The following is an 18,346-nucleotide window of genomic DNA, read 5'->3' on the forward strand; positions in this document are numbered from 1 at the left end:
CTACTGCGGAAACACCGTGGCGAGCGTCTGTGCCGCCACATCCTCCCAACTGAGAATGCCAAGACGGTAGGACCGATCGTGTGGCCAGCCGAGCGCCGTGTCGATGATTGCCCGCCAATCGTTGGCGCCATCGAGGGAATAGGTGATCTCATTGCCGCGGGATACGGGGATGATATCCGGAAGCACGACAGGGAGCAGGCAATAGCCGTATTGCAGCAGCTTTAGGCTCGATTCGGCCAGATAGACTTCGCTGGTGTTCACCTTGTATGGCGCAAGCCCGATATCGGCATGCCGGATATAGGCGGCCAGCGTCTCGAAAGACTGCTCGCCATGCACCTCGATATTGGCAGGCGCCTCGCCGCGCCACTTGATGCCGAAGAGATGGAACGTCACTTCGGGCGCGACGGCAGCCATCTGCTCCACGGCAGCCTGGTCGAACAGCATGTCGCCGACAGCGACCGCGTTGCAGCTGCCCTGCGCATAGGGTGAGGCCTCGGCTTTATCGAAGGCAGCCCCCTCGATACCCTGCGGAACAAAATTCACTTTGCCGCCCGGCGGAAGCATTTCGCCAAGGCGGCGCGACGGAACGCAGATGCTGTCGAACAGCTCTATGACCCGACGCTCGGTTTCGCAAAGATAGGGCGCCGCACCGACGCTAAGCAGGAGGTCGCGGCAGAAATAGAGCAATTTCGCCTTCGGATTCAGGCGCCTTAGAAGTGGCACGAAGGCGATCGGCGTGCCGCTCTCGACGACGACGAGATCCGCGTCCTTGATCTTCTGCGCCACGAATCCGGGAAGAAAACGTCCGTAGAGCGCGAAAAGCGGTTTTACCGCCGCATTGACGAGCGAATTGGATGTGCTGAAGGCGTGGACCGGCGGCAGATAGGCCCCAGCATGGAGGTGCGGCTCGATTTCGGCGTATCGGTTGCCTTGCGTGCGGCGCAGCGCCTCCAATCGTGCCTTCTGCTTGAAGCGGCTCAAGCCGCTGTGACCGACTGTCGTGAAAAACACGTCATGACCGGCGGCTGCCCAGTTGCGCGCAACAAAATGGATGCTCGCCTTCCTGAAACCGTCGAGGAAGACGTGCGACGTCAAGACGACGATTTTTCTGGCATGCATGATCGGCTCTTCCATGATCGACGCATCACGGGTGGCGTGTTGTGAGTGGCTTTGCCCCATGGTCGGGCAAATTAGAGGGGGCAGCCTTAATATTGCTGGAACATGCTCCGCAAGTTCTTACAACCAAAAGATCATTTGGCGTCCACAATCTCGACCGGCGGCTGGGCGGGGCCTTCGGCTGGAACGCCCGGATTTCCCTCGGTTCGGTCGCGATGCAGCGCCGCACGGGCGAGCAGCATGAGCGTGACGGGCGTGGTGACCGTCACGAAGATGCCGATCAAAATTTCGTGAACGACGGGCCGCGTGGCAAGCACGGTGAAGAAAATCATCGAGGCCATGACGATGCCGCCCGTGCCCCAGCTCGTGCCGAGCGTCGGCGCATGGATGCGCTCGTAGAAGGTCGGCAGGCGGACGAAACCAATCGTGCCGATCAGCGTGAGACCGGCGCCGATGACCAGGAAGAAGGAAATGAGGATTGCAGCCCAGGCCGGCAGGTCGCTTGCGTGTTCAATCGTGCTCATTCGACCACCTCCCCCCGCATCAGGAATTTGGCGAGGGCAACCGTCGCGACGAAGCCGAGCATGCCGATGACCAGAGAGGCCTCGAAATAGATGACCTTGCCAGTGCGAATGCCGAACACCATCAGGAGAAGCATGGAGTTCACGTACAGCGTATCGAGCGCCAGCACCCGGTCCTGCGCGCGCGGGCCGCGCGACATGCGCAGTGCGGCAAGCGCCATCGCAACCGCCAGGCAGATCTGCGCAAAGGTTACGGACCAGAGGAGGATCGTTTGGCTCATTCGAAGATCTCCATCAGCAGCGCCTCGTAGCGGGTCTTGATCAGCACACGCCACGCCTCCTGGTCGACGAGGTCGAGCACATGGATCAGCACCGATTTGGTCAGCGAGTTGTATTCCAGCCAGGCGGTTCCCGGCGTGCTTGTCACCACCACGGCGAGCACGGCAAGCGCCGTCGGATTCTCCAGTTCCAGCGGCACGGTTATGAACCCGGATTTGATGCGCTTGCTGCGCCCGGTCAGCAGGATCGAGGCGACGGCAATGTTCGAGCGCACGATGTCATAGAGCACGATGCCGACCAGCTTGGGCAGCAGGTACCATTTTCGCAAGCGCGGCTTGGCGGGTCGCAAGGCGGCCATGCCCCAGGAAGCGAAGACCGAAACGATGCAGCCAAGAATGAGATGGCCGAGTGTGAACCCGTTGAGGGCGAGCCACATGAGGACGAGCGAGGCGCTGAGAAGCGGATAGGGCAGCATGTCAGATCCCTCCCCCGCCATCCGGGCCGCTCGGCTCGCTCACGCCGGCGCGGCGTGCATTGATCACGGCATCGATATAGGCCGTCGGCTGCTGGAGGTTGCGAACAGTCTCCTCCATATAGCTCATCGCCGGCCCCGCCTTGATGGTCAAGGCGAGCGTCAGGGCGATCAGCAGCATCACAGGCGCCATTTCCATCACGAGCACGCGGGGGACGGTGCCCTCCATCGAGGCCCAGAAGGTGCGGATGCCGGCGCGGGTCATGGAGATGAGCGCGGCAAGCCCGGACAAGATGAGCAGTCCGACGATCCACCAAGCGGAGGCTGCGATGGGCGCGTCGCCCTGCGCAGTCGCGCCGATCATGCCCGACAGCATGGCAAACTTCGCGACGAAGCCGGAGAGCGGCGGCAGACCCGACAGCAGGATGCCGCAGGCGGCAAAGCATATGCCGAGCACCGCAATCGTTCCCGGCATGGTTACGCCCACCTCGACCTCTTCGTCCTCCTCGTCCGCGTCGCCATAGGCTTCCATCGTGACGGCGAGAACCGATGCACCAGCATCCTGCCCGCGCTCGACAAGTTCGATGAGCAGAAAGAAGGCGGCGATCGTGAGGGTCGAGCTCACCATGTAGAAGAGCGCGCCGGCCGTCACCATGCCGTTGTTGAGGCCGAGAACTGCGAGCAGCGTGCCCGAGGAGACGAGCACGGAGTAACTCGCCAATCGCCCGAGTGCCTGCGAGGCCAGCACGCCGATCGTACCGAAGGCGATGGTCGCCATGCCGCCGTAGAGCAGCACATTGAGCCCGAGACCGGCGGAAGCGCCCTGCCCAAAGACCAGCAGCGACAGACGCAGGATGACGTAGATGCCGACCTTGCTCATGATCGCGAATATGCCGGCAACTGGAGCAGTCGCGGCGCTATAGGCGCCCGGCAGCCAGAAATTCAGCGGCCACATACCGGCCTTGATGAGGAAGACGATGCCAAGAATGCCGGCGCCCGCCTCCAGCAGCATACGCCGCTCGCCTTCGATTTCGCCGATGCGCACGGCGAGGTCCGCCATGTTGAGCGTGCCCGCCGACCCGTAGATAGCACTGACGCCGATCAGGAAGCAGAGTGCTGCCGCAAGGTTGACGGCGATGTAATGCAGGCCTGCCTTGACGCGCATGGGGCCGGAGCCGTGCATCAGCAAGCCGTAGGAGGCGGCCAGCATTACCTCGAAGAAGACGAAGAGGTTGAAGAGGTCCCCCGTCAGGAAGGCGCCGTTGAGCCCCATCAGCAGGAATTGGAACAACGAATGGAAATGCGCACCCGCGGTGTGCCAGCGGGCGAGCGCGTAGACGAGCGTGGGGATGGCCAGGATCGAGGCGAGGACGAGCATCAACGCCGAGAGCCGATCGACGACCAGCACGATGCCGAAGGGCGCCGGCCAGTTGCCGAGCATGTAGACGCCCTCGAAGCTGCCGTCGCCGTTATTGGCAAGCCGGAACAGGCTGATGGCGACGGCGGCTAGCGCCAGGCCTGAGACGACGCTGATCATGGCCTTGATGACGCGCTCGCGCTCATCGAAGAAGAGGAGTGTCGCGCCGGCGACAAGCGGGATGAGGATCGGCGCGATGATGAGGTGTTGCTGCCAGCCGCTCATTTCGGCTGCTCCCTGCCGTCGACATGGTCTGTGCCGGTGAGGCCGCGTGCAGCGAGAAGCACGACGAGGAACAGTGCCGTGGTCGCAAAACCGATGACGATGGCGGTCAGCACCAGCGCATGCGGCACCGGATCGGTCACCGCCGAGATGTCGACGCCGTCGCCGAGCAACGGCGCGGCATTGGATTTCACACCGCCGACGCCGAAGATGAAGAGGTTGACCGCGTAGGACAGCAGCGAAAGGCCGATGATGACCTGATAGGTGCGCGGGCGCAGGATGAGCCAGACGCCGGAACCCGTCATGATGCCGATGCCGATCGAAAGAACGAGTTCCATCAGGTTTCCTCCGCCTTGGTGGCTTCGAGGCCGCGGACCCGATGCGTACGTATGGACTGGTGCGCAAGCGCAATCAGGATCAGCACCGTGGCGCCGACGACTAGCGAGAAGACCCCGAGATCGAACAGGAGCGCGGTCGCAGCCGGAATTTTGCCGATGAACGGCACCTCAATATATTGCGAATAGGTCGTCAGGAACGGATAGCCGAACAGCCAGGCGCCCATACCGGTAAGGGCTGCCAGCAGAAGACCGATACCCATCCAGCGTAGCGGCAGGATGCGCAGGCGATCCTCCGCCCAGCGCACACCGCCCGCGAGATATTGCAGCAGGAAGGCGATCGCCATGGTGATGCCAGCGGCAAAGCCACCGCCTGGCAGGTCATGTCCGCGCAGGAGCAGGTAGATCGAGAAGGTGATGATGACCGGGAACATCCACTGCATGATCACGGACGGCACGAGCAGATAGTCGCGCACGGTGTCGCCGGCCGAACGCTCGGGACGCTCCGCATCATAGGCATTTTGGATGCGCTGCTGCTCCGGCTTGTCGACGCTGTCGGCGGCCGGGCGGAAACGGCGCAGCAGCGCGAAGACGGTCAGCGCCACGATGGCGAGAACCGCGATTTCGCCCAGCGTGTCGAAGCCGCGGAAGTCGACGAGGATGACGTTGACCACGTTGCGCCCGCCGCCTTCCGTATAGGCCTTCTCCAAGAAATAGCTGGCGATTGCATCCGGTACCGGCTGTTTCATGATCGCGTAGGAAAAGACAAACATGCCGAAGCCGCAGGAAATCGCGAGCAGGAAGTCGCGAAAGCGGCGGCTGCGGGCAGAGAACGACACCGAATTGTCGACTTTTTCCGAGCGCTTGGGCAGCCAGCGCAGGCCGAGCAGCAACAGCACCGTCGTGACGATCTCGACGACGAGCTGCGTGATGGCGAGATCTGGCGCCGATAGCCAGACGAAGGTGATGCAGGTGGTGATGCCCGCGCCGCCGAGCAGGACTAGTGCTGCAAGACGGTGATACTTCGCCTGATAGGCGGCACCCAGCGCGCAGAAGGCACCGATGCACCAGACGGCTGCGAAGATCGGATCAACGCCGTCAAAAACCAGCGGCGTCGGCGCAAAACCGGCAATGGAGAGCGGCACGACACCGGCAAGCAGCCCGGCGGTCGCGATGAGGCGCAACTGCGGTTGCAGATTGCGGGTACCCAGACGGCTTTCCATCCAGCGCGCCCATTTCCAGGAGACGGTCACGAGCACACGCTCGAAGATGCGCTGGCCGCCGAGATGGCGGAAGAGCGGCGGACCATCGTCGCACTTGGCGAGGTAGTCCTTCATCACGGCGTAGAGTGCCACGCCGCCGACGAGCGCAATTATGCTCATGATCAGTGGCGTGTTGACACCATGCCAGACGGCGAGGCTGTATTCCGGCGTACGGTCGCCAAGCACGGAGACGACGGCCGAATGCAGGAACGGGCCGATCGACAGGCTCGGAATGATGCCGACCACCAGGCAGGCGAGCACCAGGAACTCGATCGGGAAGCGCATCCAGTGCGGAGGCTCGTGGGGTTTCGGCTTCGGCAAGTCGGTCGGCTCCGGGCCGAAGAACACCATGTGGATGAAGCGCAGCGAATAGGCAACTGAGAAGGCGCCAGCGAGCACCGCGACATAGGGCAGGATGCGATCAAGAACCGAATCTGCATGCGTTTCAACCGCTTCGGCAAAGAACATCTCCTTCGAGATGAAGCCGTTGAGCAGCGGTACGCCCGCCATGGCTGCGCTCGCCACCATGGCGAGCGTGCCGGTAATCGGCAGGTATTTTAAGAGCCCGCTTAATCGTCGCATGTCGCGTGTGCCGGTCTCATGGTCGATGATGCCGGCAGCCATGAAGAGCGATGCCTTGAAGGTGGCATGGTTCATCATGTGGAAGATCGCAGCCACAGCCGCCAGCGGGCTGCCGAGGCTGAGCAGCGTGGTGATGAGGCCGAGGTGGCTGATCGTCGAATAGGCGAGCAGGCCCTTCAGGTCCTGCTGGAACATGGCGAAATAGGCGCCGAGCAGCAGCGTGCTGATACCGGCGATGCCGACCAGCATGAACCATTCATAGGTGCCGGACAGGGCCGGCCAGAAGCGCACGAGCAGGAAGACGCCCGCCTTCACCATGGTCGCGGAATGCAGATAGGCCGAAACCGGCGTCGGCGCCGCCATGGCATTCGGCAGCCAGAAATGGAACGGCACCTGCGCGCTTTTGGTCAGCGCACCCATGAGGATCAGGACGAGCGCGGTGAGATAGAGCGGATGCGCCTTGATCTGGTCTCCGGAGGCGAGCACCACGTCGAGATCGTAGCTACCGACGATATGGCCGAGAACCAGCAAGCCCGCGAGCAGGCAGAAGCCGCCGATGCCGGTGATCGTCAGCGCCATGCGCGCACCGTCGCGCGCCGCGGCATTGTGGTGCCAGTAGCTGATCAGCAGGAAAGAGAAGATGCTCGTCAGTTCCCAGAACACCGAGAGCAGGATGATGTTGCCCGATAGCACTATGCCGAGCATCGAGCCCATGAAGGCAAGCAGGAAGGAGAAGAACCGCGGGACCGGATCCTCTTCCGACATGTAGTAGCGCGCATAGAGCACGACGAGGCAGCCAATACCGGTGATGAGCATGGCAAAGAGCCAGGCAAACCCATCCATGCGTAGTGTGACGTTCAATCCGAGCTGCGGCAGCCATTCGAGATCGAACCGCACTTTGCCGCCAGCGCGCACCGCCGGGTAGAGCGCAGCCGTCAGCAGGAGGGCCGCAAACGACACGGCGCCCGACATGCGCGCCGCAAGAATGCGGGAATCCGTCCGCAAGAGAATGGTCGCGGCGAGGCTTCCCGCAAAGGGAAGGCAGACCAGCAGGACCAGAATCATTTCACCTGTCATCGGATGATCGATCGCTTTCGAACGTCAGAACTTCTCACATGCCGGCACGCCGGCGACATCGGGAAGACCGCGGCGATCGACGGGGACGATCGAGGCGGCCGTCAGGCGAAATCGAGCGGGGGCGCACGCGCCCGATGCGTCTGGATACAACCATTGCCGATACCGGCAGGCGGTACAATGGCCGCGTTGACGGCAATGCCGTTCTGGTGAACGTTCGTCTCTGTCGACAGACAGGCGTGGTCTATCCCGCTGCCATCGAATGTCATTGCCTTGCCGGCCACGACGCGCTTGCGGCATTCCATATCGGCAAGAGCAGAGGAGGTATTCGCCGTCTTCAGCGTGCCATACCGAAGCACTTTTGACGGAGAACTGGCGGCAGCGGGAACCGTCAGCGTCGATATCAACAACAAAAGACAGGTCAGCGAGGTGCAGAGAAGGCGAAAAGTCCGACAAGCCGGTCGATGCTGTTGCCCGAATGCTGCCAAACGCCCTGCCTCTCTAGTTCGTCGATTATCTTGAAGATTCTTTCATCCGGACAATACGTTGGCCGGGTTGGCGCTGTCCACCCGCAAGCACGAAACTTTTCCAAAATTACGCCGTTTCACCGCGAGGAACGCGATAAAATTTCCTTACCATCCCTCAAAACGGTGATCCCGCCGCAATCCGCTCGGCTTGATGCCATTTCGCTTTGGGCGCATTCTAGTCTGGCGAATCGCATTTAGCAGACCTGCTCCCGGAGGCTTCGGCCGGAGCGAAAGGTGCGTCGAATATCTGGACCTGCCGGTCGATGTTCCCGGTCGTCCAGTGAGTTCCGTGTCCCGGTGACTGCTCGCAAGCCTGCGGCATATCCGGCACGGCGTCAGTCCACTCTGGAACGGGGATACACGATGACGGATGCGAAAAGTGAATGGATCAGCAAGCGCGCCTACTTGATCTGGGAAGAAGCCGGCCGGCCGCATGGTCATGACGGCGACCATTGGGAACAGGCCGTGCGTGAGCGCGAGGAACTCGAGCGTGTAGCCCTTGTCACAGAGGCAAAACCGGCGAGCGCGAAGAAGCCACTGATCGAAATCTCCACAAAGGCCGGGGAGAAGAAAGCAGAGACGGCCAAGCCGAAGAAGAAGGCGGAAGCCGCTGCTGAGAAGCCTGCCGCAGCCAAGGCCGTCGCCAAGGCGAAATCGACCAAGGCTTCGGCAAACAGCAAATTGATCTGATCGCTTTCACAAGGTGGCCAGCGTTCTGTTGGCAATCGCGCCGGCATAGGCATCGCGCTGGGCCACCTTGTCCTCCAGAGCCGATATGATGTTCTCGGCGAAATCGACATCGTAGAGGTCGAGCATCGCGCTGAGGCCACCCGGCGTGAAGACGTTGATCTCGAGGATTTTGTCGCCGACGATGTCGAGGCCGACGAGGAACATGCCGTCCTCGATGAGCTTGGGGCGGACCATCTCGGCAATCGCCAGGATCTCTGGCGTGATCTCGACCGCGACTGCAGTGCCCGCTGCGTGAATGTTCGACCGCAACTCGCCCTTGGCCGGCACGCGGCGGATGGCAGCATATTTGCCATCCTGCTCCAGCGGGCGCCCGTTCATCAGGAAAAGGCGGATGTCTCCCTCAGTCGCTGCCGGCAGGTAGTTCTGGACGATCAGGTACCCCTCGCCGCTGACCGCCTCGAAAATCTGGTTGAGGTTGGCTTCGTCGGCAGAACCGATCTTGAAGACGTTCTTGCCGCCGGATCCCTGCAACGGCTTCATGATGACGCCGTCCTTGTGACTGTCGATGAAGGCGCGAATCTCGTGGATGCTCTTGGAAATCAGCGTCTCCGGCCGAACAGCCCGCGGAAAGCCCTGAAAGTAGAGCTTGTTCTGCGCCAGCGTCAGGCCGTCGGGATCGTTGACGACAATGCTACCGCGTGCGGCGGCCAGCCGGCCGAACATTGCACCAACATGAGCGGCCCAGGGCCGGTCGTCGGCGTCGAGCGACGGGTCGTTGCGAAGGAAAACCACGTCGACGTCGCCCACGTCCATCGTTTCAACGGTTGCGTCATCGCCCTGGAGGGCGGCGTGAAAACTCTCCGGCTTCTTGTAGCGTTTGCCGGGCAGAACATGGCCGCGGATGGCGAGACTATCGTCGGCCCGCAGCACGAAATCACCGGGCGTTATGTAGCAAATGTCGTGTCCGCGCGCGACCGCCGCCATGGCGAGCGCTGTGGTCGTATAGGTCGGGGTCTCCCCCTCGATCGAGTTGACGAAAAAGGCGATACGCATGGTTGCTCTCCTCAAGCTTCGAGCATGGAAAGGGGTGTGAGACCGGCGCGGGCGCGTTCCAACCTTGCGCGGCCCCGGTCGGTTTCGAGACAGAGTGGTCGCAGGATCGGCTCCTTCAGCAGGCCGCGGGCACCAAGCTCCTCCATTACGCTGAAATGGGATGCGGAAATTTTACCCATCCAGAAAGGATCGAGCGCACCGCCGGCCTTCAGGTGGCTGAGCAGCGATAGCAGCCCCCGCAGATAGATCGCATCCTTGGCGAGCCCTCCTCCCCGAAAGACCCGCAGCAAAAGGCCGAAGGCTGTTTCCGCATCGAAATCATGCTCTTGCACAAAAGTGTGAAAGCTTTCGGCGAAGGACGCTCCGGCCAGCATGAGATCGCAGCCGATGACGCGGGCAGCCAGCAGGCGGAGGCGCTCCGGCGTAAAACCACCAGCCAGGAATTCGGCGAAAACCGCAAGTCCCTCCTGCATGCCCTCGTAACCAGAAAGGCCGGTCCGGAACACACGCAACCCCTGTGCCGACCCGTTGAAATAGGTAAGAAGATGGACGCCCACCTCGTGGCTGAGCAGCGCCTCCACGCGGTGGCGCATCATGCGCGTGCGGCGGGAAATGAGCAGGCGCCGCCCCGACACCAGCAAACCGGCAGGCACGTCGTCGCGCAGTTCGATGGCGGCATCGAAACCGTCGTAGCGAAGATGATAGTCCAGCATCATCGTGCGTGCGCGGTGCTCGACATAAAAGCAGTCCACGACCTCGTCGTTACCTCCCGAAAGGGAAGACTTGCGCCTGCCATCGGAGGTTCCATCCAGAACCTCGTGGGCCGCCTTCAACAGCGACGGCTCGACCGGACCGTAGAGCGCGCGCCCGAACTCGACGAACCGCGCTTTTTCCCGTTCGGCGATCAGCGTCAGCTGAAGATCGAGTTCCTGCTGTTTTTCCCGGTAGATCTGGTGCAGCACGGGGTCTTCGAGCCGGTCAAGCGCGATCGAATAGAGCCGGCGTTTTTCCTGCTCCACCAGCAGGCTCAACGGCCGATAGAGGAAGCGCGGCGGCTTTTCGAATTTGTTCGCCTTGAATTCCTTCCAGGCCGCATCCGCATTGATCGGGGTAACGGCGAGCAGAAAATCGAAGCTCGAGGCGACGTCATCCATGCCGCGGTCCGCCCGTTCGACCGCATCGATGAAAGCCTTGCGGCCAAAGGCGCGGTAGGTGGCCGGCTTCGGAAAACCATCCGCATCGAGAAACGCTGCGAAGGCCCGCAGGCCCGCATCGAGGAAATTGTCGATGAGACGTTCGCGCAAATCCGGATAGGTGGCGTCCGATCCGGTGACGCGGTAGATCGGCGCGAAACGCAGCGTCAGAAGCGGCAGCCGCAGCGCCAGAAGCTCAGGGCGCACGCACGGATCGTCCTCGGCGGCGCAAAGCTCGACATGCGGTGTGCGAAAACGGGCCTCGAACCCCTTCACCACCGCCTCGAATGCTCCGAGCGCTCGCTTCGCCGCAATGCCTGGGGTTGCCGACAGCATGACTTCGAAGGGTTGCAGAAACGGCGCGTCGTCGGAAAGCAATCGGTCGCGGTCGAATTCGTCCACGTCGAGCAGCACGAAGGTACCGAATTTCCGGCGGAGAGCCTCTGCGATCGGCACGATGAGTTCAACCGCATCCTCGATGCGGCTTACAAGCAGATAGGAAGCGTTTGCGGCCGCAACCTCGCGGGCCACGATATGCCCGCCCGGATCCCCGACATGCAGGCACAGGAACGGCAACGGCCGGTCGATATGCAGGCGTCCCCCGTCGATCTCCCGGCGCACGGATTTCCCGGCGTCGAGCGCCTCGACCACCTCTTCGACGAGAGACTTCTCTTTCTTTCGTCGTGGCTTGCGGGCCGTCTTGGTGGGGCTCATGCGACCTCCCGCAGCGCCCTTTCGAGCACTGGCACGGATCCGGCTATCAGCGCGCCAAACGCCGCGATGGCCTGCCAGTCCGGCGCGCCCGTCCACTCATCCATGAAAATCTTCTTGAATTCGATCGCGATGGCACAGCCGGTTTCGGGAAACCGCTCATGGATGAACCGCGTCTGCTCACCGCGTCCCTGGAAGGCGATGTTCTCGCGCACATCCAATCTGCGGCCAAGAAAATCGAAATCCGCAGCAAAGCCCATGAAGGCATCGACAACTGGCGCCCAACGATCGCGGTCCATCGAGATGGTGCCGATATTGATCTCCGGCGCACCGCTCGCCTCGGTCGAGGCGGCCGCCGCTCCGGCCCGGCGATGGTTGTAGCTGTGGATGTCGAGCACGATGAAACGGCCGTATTGCGCCGTGACACCCCGCAGGTAGTTTTCCAGCATGTCATAATAGGCGTCGTGAACGGCGAGCGTCTCTGCGATCTCTCCATCGGAGGGCGTTTCGTGCCAGACCTTAAGTCCCCAGGCCTGCTCAGGCCGGAGATAGAAAGCCCCATCCCGGGCACGATTGAGGTCGACCTCGAAACGGGAACGATGAAAGACGATACGGTTTTGAAGATCGCGGATGGTTTGCGCGGTGAAAGGGTCCTCTTCACGCAGGCGTTCATCCTCTTTGAGTGCCATTTTCAGCAGCAGATTTTCGCGGACCGCATGGCCATCGTGAATGGCTGTCGCAACCACGGGCGACGCGCCCCGGTGCGTCGTCCACCAGGCATTCGTGTTTTCGCCCGCGGCATCATCCAACATTCGCTTAGCCCGCCCTGCTTCAGTCGGCATAGGAATGCCTGACGAAGATGTTCGTTCCAATCGTCGCGACGTCGTGGCCTCTTGGACACAAGGACAAAGCACTCTATCTGAACGGTCAACACCGTTTGTGATGAGGAACCTCGTGCGCTCGATCTACATGCTGGCTGGCCTGCTAATGACAGCGCTCGGCATCGTCGGGGCCTTCCTGCCTCTGCTGCCCACAACGCCGTTCCTGCTGGTCGCCGTCTGGTGTTTTTCCCGTTCCTCGCCCCGCCTGGAGCAGTGGCTGCTCAACCATCGCACGCTCGGCCCGCCGTTGAGAAATTGGCAACGCGAGGGAGCGATCGCCGCGCGTGCGAAAATCGTCGCGGTTTCTCTCATTGCCGCGAGCTACGGCTTCTTCTGGTACCGCACGCAGCCCTCACCGCTTCTTGCTGCCATCGTCGGGCTTATCCTGTCGGGAAGCGTGCTCTTCATTCTGACCCGACCACTGCCGAAATGATCGCTAGTGCAGCGGCGCAAAAAGGAAACGAGACATGACGATGAAAAGTGGGCCTCCGATCATCGTCTGGTTCCGCAAGGATTTGCGCACAGACGACAACCCTGCTCTGATCGCTGCGGCCGAGACCGGCCTCCCCGTTATCGCGCTCTACATACGCGAGCCGGAGGAAGCTGGTACCGGTCCCCTTGGGGCGGCGCAGGACTGGTGGCTGCACCACTCGCTGACCTCCCTTGGTGGGACGCTCGACAGGCTTGGTACGCCCCTCACCCTTCGCAGTGGAGCGGCGAGCAAAGTTCTCGATGACCTGATCAGGGATACCGGCGCCGACAGCGTCTACTGGAACCGCAGGCACAATCCAGCCGGCGTGAAAATCGACATGGATATCAAGGCCGCACTCAAGGCGCGTGGTATCGACGCCAGCAGCTTCGCGGCGGAATTGCTGCACGACCCGATGCGCCTGCTGACTGGAGAAAAGAAGCCGTACCGCGTCTATACGCCCTTCTGGAAAGCACTGGAGCGGGACGGAGAGCCACACGAGCCGGTCGATGCGCCGGAAAAACTGACGCCTCCCACGACAGCTCCAAAATCGGAGGTACTGGACGATTGGCAGCTGCTGCCGACGAAACCGGATTGGGCAGCCTCATTCAGCGACATCTGGACGCCGGGAGAAGGCGCGGCACGCGAGCGCCTTGACGACTTCGCTGACGGTGCAATCGACGGCTATAAGACGGATCGCGACTTTCCGGCAATCGATGCCACATCCATGCTCTCGCCCCACCTGGCGTTCGGCGAAATTTCCCCCGCCCGCGTCTGGCACGCGACCCGTGGCCTGACGTCATCGAAGGACGATGTCGTGCATTTCCGCAAGGAATTGGCCTGGCGGGAGTTCTGCTACCATCTGCATTTTCATTTCCCGGAACTGGCGGAAAAGAACTGGAACGGCCGGTTCGACGCCTTTCCGTGGGAGGCGGCGGGCAAGAATTTCAGGCTCTGGACGCGCGGCATGACCGGGTACCCCATCGTCGATGCGGGGATGCGGCAGCTCTGGAAACATGGCTGGATGCACAATCGCGTGCGCATGATCACGGCTTCCTTCCTGATCAAGCACCTGATGATCGACTGGCGACGCGGCGAAAAATGGTTTCGCGATACGCTTGTGGATGCCGATGCCGCATCGAATGCGGCAAACTGGCAATGGGTGGCAGGCTCCGGCGCGGATGCCTCGCCGTTTTTCCGCATCTTCAACCCGATCTTGCAGGGTGAAAAATTCGATCCTGACGGCACCTATGTACGCAGCTTCGTGCCGGAGCTGGAAGAGCTGGATTCGGCCTGGATCCACAAGCCTTTCGATGCGCCGGAAAGTGTGTTGAGGGAGGCTGGCCTCGACCTCGGAAAAACCTATCCCAAGCCGATCGTCGACCATCGCAAGGCCCGCGAACGCGCACTCGCGGCCTACAAATCGCTGAAGAACGATTGACCTAATCGTTGCGCGCAAGTGCCGAGGCAAGCAGCGAGACAAACGCATCGCCCGCCTCTTCGAGCGCACCGCTGTTGTCAATGACGACGGTATCGGCCGTGACGACGATTTCTGGCACGGCACGCTCAAGCCGCCTGGCGATCGCCTCGCCGCTTTCCCGGCCTCTCGCGGCAAGGCGTGCAGCGAGAATGTCGGGGCGGGCTGTGACGAGCACGACCTTCAGCCGCGGATAGGCCTCGGCAAAAGCCGGCAGTGCCGAGCGGCTGCCATTGGCGATCAGCGTTACGCCTTGTCCCAACTGGTCGAGAGTTTCGCGCGGAATGCCGTAAGACAATCCGTGCGCGTCCCAGGAAACGGCAAAGGCGCCTCCGGCCGCGTGTTGGCGAAAACCATCCGCATCGATCGCCTCATGCGCCTCCCCGCCGGCATCCGCCGGACGCGTGATGACACGGCGCACGAACCGCACCCGCGCCTCCTCGGCGAAATGCTGTGCGGCGTAGGACATCACGCTGTCCTTGCCGGCCCCGCTCGGGCCGACCACGACAACCATCGTGCCCGCCGCGACAGGCGATGGCCGCGCGACGACCTCTTCGGCGGCCATGGTCATGCCACCCGCTTGCCCTGGCGCCACACCGAACGCACGACCGGCACGCCTGACGGACGGCGGACGCGGGCGAGATCGGCACGAAGGCCCGTGGCGATGGCGCCGCGATCGTCGAGACCGACCGTGCGGGCGGGCGTCGTCGACACCATGGCGATCGCCTTCGGCAGGCTCATGCCCTCGTCGGCGAGGATGAACGGTGCATGCATCAGGCTGAACGGCACGTAATCCGACGAGAGCACGTCGAGCACACCCATGTTCGCCAGATCGCGGGCGGCGATGTTGCCGGAATGCGACTTGCCGCGCACGATATTCGGGGCGCCCATCAGCACGCTCATGCCGGCACCGTGCGATGCTTTCGCAGCCTCGAAGCTCGTCGGGAATTCGGCAAGGCGGATGCCGTAGCCGATCGCTTCCTCGACATGCTCCAGCGTCGCATCATCATGGCTTGCGACCGAGATGTTGCGCGCGGCGCAAGAAGCGGCGATCGCATCGCGGTGCGGCTTGGCGTAGCGGGCGGAAAGGTCCTGCTGGCGCTTGCAGAAGGCGTCGAACTCATCGTCGGTGAGGCCGCGCTTCTTCTTGTAGTAGAGGATATATTGCTCCAGCGTCTGGAACTGGCGCTGGCCGGGTGCGTGGTCCATCAGCGAGACGAGGCGGACCATCGGGTCGTTCTCGAATTCGTCGTAGTGCTCCAGCACGTTGTCGGTCGAGACTTCGCAGCGCAGGTGGATGAGGTGTTCGGCGCGCAGGCGATCTTCGGCCTGCGCTTCGGCGATGGCGCTGGCCATGGCGCGCATCTCGCCCTTCTCAAAACCGCCGTCCTCGTCCGATCCCATGCGCAGGCAGTCGAAGACGGTGGTGATGCCCGAGGTAACGACCTGGGCGTCATGCGACTGGATGGCGGCCGTCAGGCCCCAACGTACACCGGGACGCGGCGAATAGTGGGCTTCGAGGTGATCGGTGTGCAGTTCCACGAGGCCGGGGAGCAGGAAGTCGCCTTCCATGTCCTCGCCGGCGGCGGAAGCACCTTCCGAGATGTCGGCGATGAGACCATCGCGCAACACCAGCGTGCCGTCGAGGATCTTGTCCTCAAGCACGATACGGGCATTGGAGAGAACGATTTCGCGGGTCATGTCAGGCGGTCTTTCTGTTGGCTGCTCCACCCAGCGGGAAGAGCGAATGGACGGTGAAATCGGCGCCGCGCGACTGTTCCCGGAACAGCGCGAGGCCGTGAACTGCCAGCGGGCGGTCGTGGAAATCGGCGAATTGATCGAGAAGCACACCTTCGACGGCATCGCGGCGCTCGGCCGGCACGCGTCCCGTCAGCGTCATGTGGAAGCGGAACTCGTCGAACACGTAGGGATAGCCCCATTGCACGAGGTTCTGTCGCTCGGCGCCGGTCAGTTCGTCTGGCTTGCGGCGTGCGATATCGGCGGAGGTGAGCGGCGCACGGAAGCGCTCGAAACGGCGTACAACCTCACCGGCAAAGCTGTGCAGCGGCTCGCAGTGATCGCCGGGCACCAGCGCAAAGAAGGAACCGAGGCGCCCGACGACGAGCTCGGGGATTTCAAACGGCTCGACCTCGGAGACGAAGCGCCCGACCTCGGCCACCAGTTCGGCCTCCGTGCGGCCTTCGGCGAGCGAGAACGGCGCCTTCAGCGTCGCATGGAAGCCATAGCGGCGCGGGTCTGCCGTCAGTCCTGCGAGTGTGGCCGCATCAAAACCCTGCACGGACGGCTGCGCAAGCGTGGCACCCGTAAACGCGTTGCGCCCCAACCAGCGCTGGGCGGAAAGGGTCAGCGGATCGCTTGCGGACGGGGTGAAGTAGAGGGCGTAACGCAATGGCTCATTCCTATGCAATTCAGAAGATGCCGCCGGACCGGCGACATCGAACCTTGTAGGGATTCGTGTGGCAGCATCATGCCGCCTCACGGGTCTTTCGTTTTTCGCACGTCCGGACGCAAAACCGCTCTACACTTTTGCTGGACTTGCTCAGTGCGCCGGTTTCCCCATCAGGCGCGAACGCAGCGCATTCGAGATGCCGTCGAAGACGAAGACCACGATGAGGATGAGCAGCACCATGTAGGCGACGTTCTCCCAATCGGAATTCGTGCGCATCGCTTCCCAGAGCTTGAGACCGATGCCACCGGCGCCGACCGCGCCGATAATGGTCGCGGAGCGGGTGTTCGATTCCCAGAAGTAGAGCGCCTGCGAGGCAAAGAGCGGCATGACCTGCGGCAACACACCGTAGCGTTGTACGGCAATGGGGGCCGCCCCCACCGATTTCACACCCTCACGCTGCTTGTCGTCAATGTTCTCCAGCGCTTCGGAATAGAGTTTTCCGAGCGTGCCGGTATCGGTGAAGAAGATCGCCGACATGCCGGCGAGTGGCCCCGGACCGAAGGCGCGGGTGAAGAACAACGCCCAGATCAGCATGTCGACGGAGCGCAGGAAGTCGAACAGACGCTTGGTGACCTGGTTGGAGATCCAGTTGCGGGTGATGTTGCGCGCCGCAAGGAAGGCGAGCGGGAAGGCCAGCAGCATTGCGAACAGCGTGCCGACAAAGGCCATGACGATGGTCTGGAGCAGCTTCGTCCAGACGTCGAGATGCTGCCATTCCGCATTATAGAGGATGTTATTCCAGGCAAGCGAGAGGTTCGATTGTTTCGCGTCGATCCGGTCGCCCGAGGTGATCAGCGAGACGACCTCAGAGGTCGATTTTCCATGGAAGGGCGAGTTCGTGTCGAAGATGAAATTGGCCCAGCCGAGGAAGCGCCTGCGGATGCTGATATCGCCCGGCTCGATCTCGCCCCAGCCGGCAAAACCAAATGCAAGCGTGATCTTCTGACCTGGCGTCTTCTGCGTCGCCCAGGCCGGAAGTGCACCCTCGACCGCCATCTCGGCCCCATCCATATCGACGACCAGCGTCTCGCCGGCATGCTGGACAGTCACGCGCTCCGGCACGACCTCGACGCTTGTCGAGGAATTGAGCGCGATCTTCGCACGCTTGACCACCTCTTCCTCGCGCGTTGTCGCCGTTGCCAGGCCTTCCACGGCAGCGGCCGAGCCGCCGAGGGTGGCGCCGGTTCCCATGAAGCCCATGGATGCCGGTTTCTTGGCCGCCGTGCTTGCGGCATCTGCGGCCGGCGTGGTGCGGGTCATCGTGCCAAGCTCGATCTCCACCCAGTCCGGCGCGGCATTGGGTCCGAGCGGCGAAAAGCGCGGATAGGTGAGCTTCATGGCGCCATCGGGAGCGATCGCCACTTCCGGGCGCACCTCGTAGGAAACCCAGTCGGCGAGATAGGTGCCGGCAATGTTCCAGTTGGCCGTGGTCAGCACATGGCCGATAGCGAAGAACCACCAGCAATAGAGCGCGTAGAGCACAAAGCCGCCGGTGATGAACGCCACGCGAAAACGCTGCCAGAACGAGCGGTGGAAGACGGCCGGATGGCGTGCCGCGATCTCATCCATCAGTGCGGGATTGAGGGTCGTCATGG

The 18,346-nt window shown here is 62.4% G+C and carries 18 protein-coding genes; 3 read left to right on the top strand and 15 right to left on the bottom strand.

The window, feature by feature from the left end; genetic code table 11:
* The 8 genes from AC1RT2_RS00205 to AC1RT2_RS00240 form a co-directional block, all read right to left on the bottom strand.
* Window positions 1–1,119: a GumK N-terminal domain-containing glycosyltransferase gene (locus AC1RT2_RS00205; protein ID WP_493098359.1), complete on the bottom strand. Its 1,119-nt coding sequence runs from the start codon at window positions 1,117–1,119 to the stop codon at window positions 1–3.
* A 131-nt stretch (window positions 1,120–1,250) separates the two neighbouring features.
* Window positions 1,251–1,640 (bottom strand): monovalent cation/H(+) antiporter subunit G, encoded by a 390-nt coding sequence (gene mnhG, locus AC1RT2_RS00210; protein ID WP_493098361.1) that lies wholly within the window; start codon window positions 1,638–1,640, stop codon window positions 1,251–1,253.
* Window positions 1,637–1,918, bottom strand: coding sequence for a K+/H+ antiporter subunit F (locus tag AC1RT2_RS00215; RefSeq protein ID WP_069062989.1), 282 nt, complete (start codon window positions 1,916–1,918; stop codon window positions 1,637–1,639). The genes mnhG and AC1RT2_RS00215 overlap by 4 nt, the downstream gene beginning before the upstream one ends.
* Window positions 1,915–2,391: a Na+/H+ antiporter subunit E gene (locus AC1RT2_RS00220; protein WP_069062988.1), complete on the bottom strand. Its 477-nt coding sequence runs from the start codon at window positions 2,389–2,391 to the stop codon at window positions 1,915–1,917. Before AC1RT2_RS00220 ends, AC1RT2_RS00215 begins: the two co-directional genes overlap by 4 nt.
* 1 nt (window position 2,392) lies before the next feature.
* Window positions 2,393–4,030: a monovalent cation/H+ antiporter subunit D gene (locus AC1RT2_RS00225; protein ID WP_493098364.1), complete on the bottom strand. Its 1,638-nt coding sequence runs from the start codon at window positions 4,028–4,030 to the stop codon at window positions 2,393–2,395.
* Window positions 4,027–4,365 (bottom strand): Na+/H+ antiporter subunit C, encoded by a 339-nt coding sequence (locus AC1RT2_RS00230; protein WP_444798309.1) that lies wholly within the window; start codon window positions 4,363–4,365, stop codon window positions 4,027–4,029. The genes AC1RT2_RS00225 and AC1RT2_RS00230 overlap by 4 nt, the downstream gene beginning before the upstream one ends.
* Complete coding sequence (locus tag AC1RT2_RS00235; protein ID WP_493098366.1) at window positions 4,365–7,283, bottom strand: monovalent cation/H+ antiporter subunit A; 2,919 nt, start codon at window positions 7,281–7,283, stop codon at window positions 4,365–4,367. Before AC1RT2_RS00235 ends, AC1RT2_RS00230 begins: the two co-directional genes overlap by 1 nt.
* Before the next feature lie 101 nt (window positions 7,284–7,384).
* Window positions 7,385–7,693: a hypothetical protein gene (locus AC1RT2_RS00240; protein ID WP_493098368.1), complete on the bottom strand. Its 309-nt coding sequence runs from the start codon at window positions 7,691–7,693 to the stop codon at window positions 7,385–7,387.
* Between the two features lie 477 nt (window positions 7,694–8,170).
* On the opposite strand from AC1RT2_RS00240, the gene AC1RT2_RS00245 reads away from it, so the two are divergent.
* Window positions 8,171–8,497 (top strand): DUF2934 domain-containing protein, encoded by a 327-nt coding sequence (locus tag AC1RT2_RS00245; RefSeq protein WP_493098370.1) that lies wholly within the window; start codon window positions 8,171–8,173, stop codon window positions 8,495–8,497.
* A gap of 6 nt (window positions 8,498–8,503) precedes the next feature.
* Here AC1RT2_RS00245 and AC1RT2_RS00250 read toward each other — a convergent pair whose 3' ends face one another.
* Genes AC1RT2_RS00250 through AC1RT2_RS00260 form a run of 3 tightly spaced genes read right to left on the bottom strand, consistent with a single transcriptional unit; the run spans window position 8,504 to window position 12,266 of the window.
* Window positions 8,504–9,550, bottom strand: coding sequence for a glutathione synthase (locus tag AC1RT2_RS00250; protein ID WP_493098372.1), 1,047 nt, complete (start codon window positions 9,548–9,550; stop codon window positions 8,504–8,506).
* 11 nt (window positions 9,551–9,561) lie between these two features.
* On the bottom strand, window positions 9,562–11,457 hold the full coding sequence (locus tag AC1RT2_RS00255) for a flavohemoglobin expression-modulating QEGLA motif protein (protein WP_493098374.1): 1,896 nt from the start codon (window positions 11,455–11,457) through the stop codon (window positions 9,562–9,564).
* Complete coding sequence (locus AC1RT2_RS00260) at window positions 11,454–12,266, bottom strand: N-formylglutamate amidohydrolase (protein ID WP_493098376.1); 813 nt, start codon at window positions 12,264–12,266, stop codon at window positions 11,454–11,456. The genes AC1RT2_RS00255 and AC1RT2_RS00260 overlap by 4 nt, the downstream gene beginning before the upstream one ends.
* Before the next feature lie 142 nt (window positions 12,267–12,408).
* On the opposite strand from AC1RT2_RS00260, the gene AC1RT2_RS00265 reads away from it, so the two are divergent.
* Both AC1RT2_RS00265 and AC1RT2_RS00270 read left to right on the top strand, forming a co-directional pair.
* On the top strand, window positions 12,409–12,768 hold the full coding sequence (locus AC1RT2_RS00265) for a YbaN family protein (protein WP_493098378.1): 360 nt from the start codon (window positions 12,409–12,411) through the stop codon (window positions 12,766–12,768).
* Window positions 12,769–12,802: 34 nt separating this feature from the next.
* A complete protein-coding gene (locus AC1RT2_RS00270) occupies window positions 12,803–14,245 on the top strand; it encodes a cryptochrome/photolyase family protein (RefSeq protein ID WP_493098380.1) in 1,443 nt (480 codons plus the stop codon).
* A 1-nt stretch (window position 14,246) separates the two neighbouring features.
* Here AC1RT2_RS00270 and phnN read toward each other — a convergent pair whose 3' ends face one another.
* The 4 genes from phnN to phnE form a co-directional block, all read right to left on the bottom strand.
* Entirely contained in the window at window positions 14,247–14,852 is a 606-nt protein-coding gene (phnN, locus tag AC1RT2_RS00275; RefSeq protein WP_493098382.1) for a phosphonate metabolism protein/1,5-bisphosphokinase (PRPP-forming) PhnN, read from the bottom strand.
* Window positions 14,849–15,982 (bottom strand): alpha-D-ribose 1-methylphosphonate 5-triphosphate diphosphatase, encoded by a 1,134-nt coding sequence (locus AC1RT2_RS00280; protein WP_493098384.1) that lies wholly within the window; start codon window positions 15,980–15,982, stop codon window positions 14,849–14,851. The genes phnN and AC1RT2_RS00280 overlap by 4 nt, the downstream gene beginning before the upstream one ends.
* Window position 15,983: 1 nt before the next feature.
* Window positions 15,984–16,691, bottom strand: coding sequence for a DUF1045 domain-containing protein (locus AC1RT2_RS00285; RefSeq protein ID WP_493098386.1), 708 nt, complete (start codon window positions 16,689–16,691; stop codon window positions 15,984–15,986).
* Window positions 16,692–16,841: 150 nt separating this feature from the next.
* Window positions 16,842–18,344 (bottom strand): phosphonate ABC transporter, permease protein PhnE, encoded by a 1,503-nt coding sequence (gene phnE, locus AC1RT2_RS00290; RefSeq protein ID WP_493098388.1) that lies wholly within the window; start codon window positions 18,342–18,344, stop codon window positions 16,842–16,844.
* Window positions 18,345–18,346 lie beyond the last annotated feature (2 nt).

It is taken from the genome of Shinella sp. GW821-FHT11G07 (assembly GCF_058808115.1).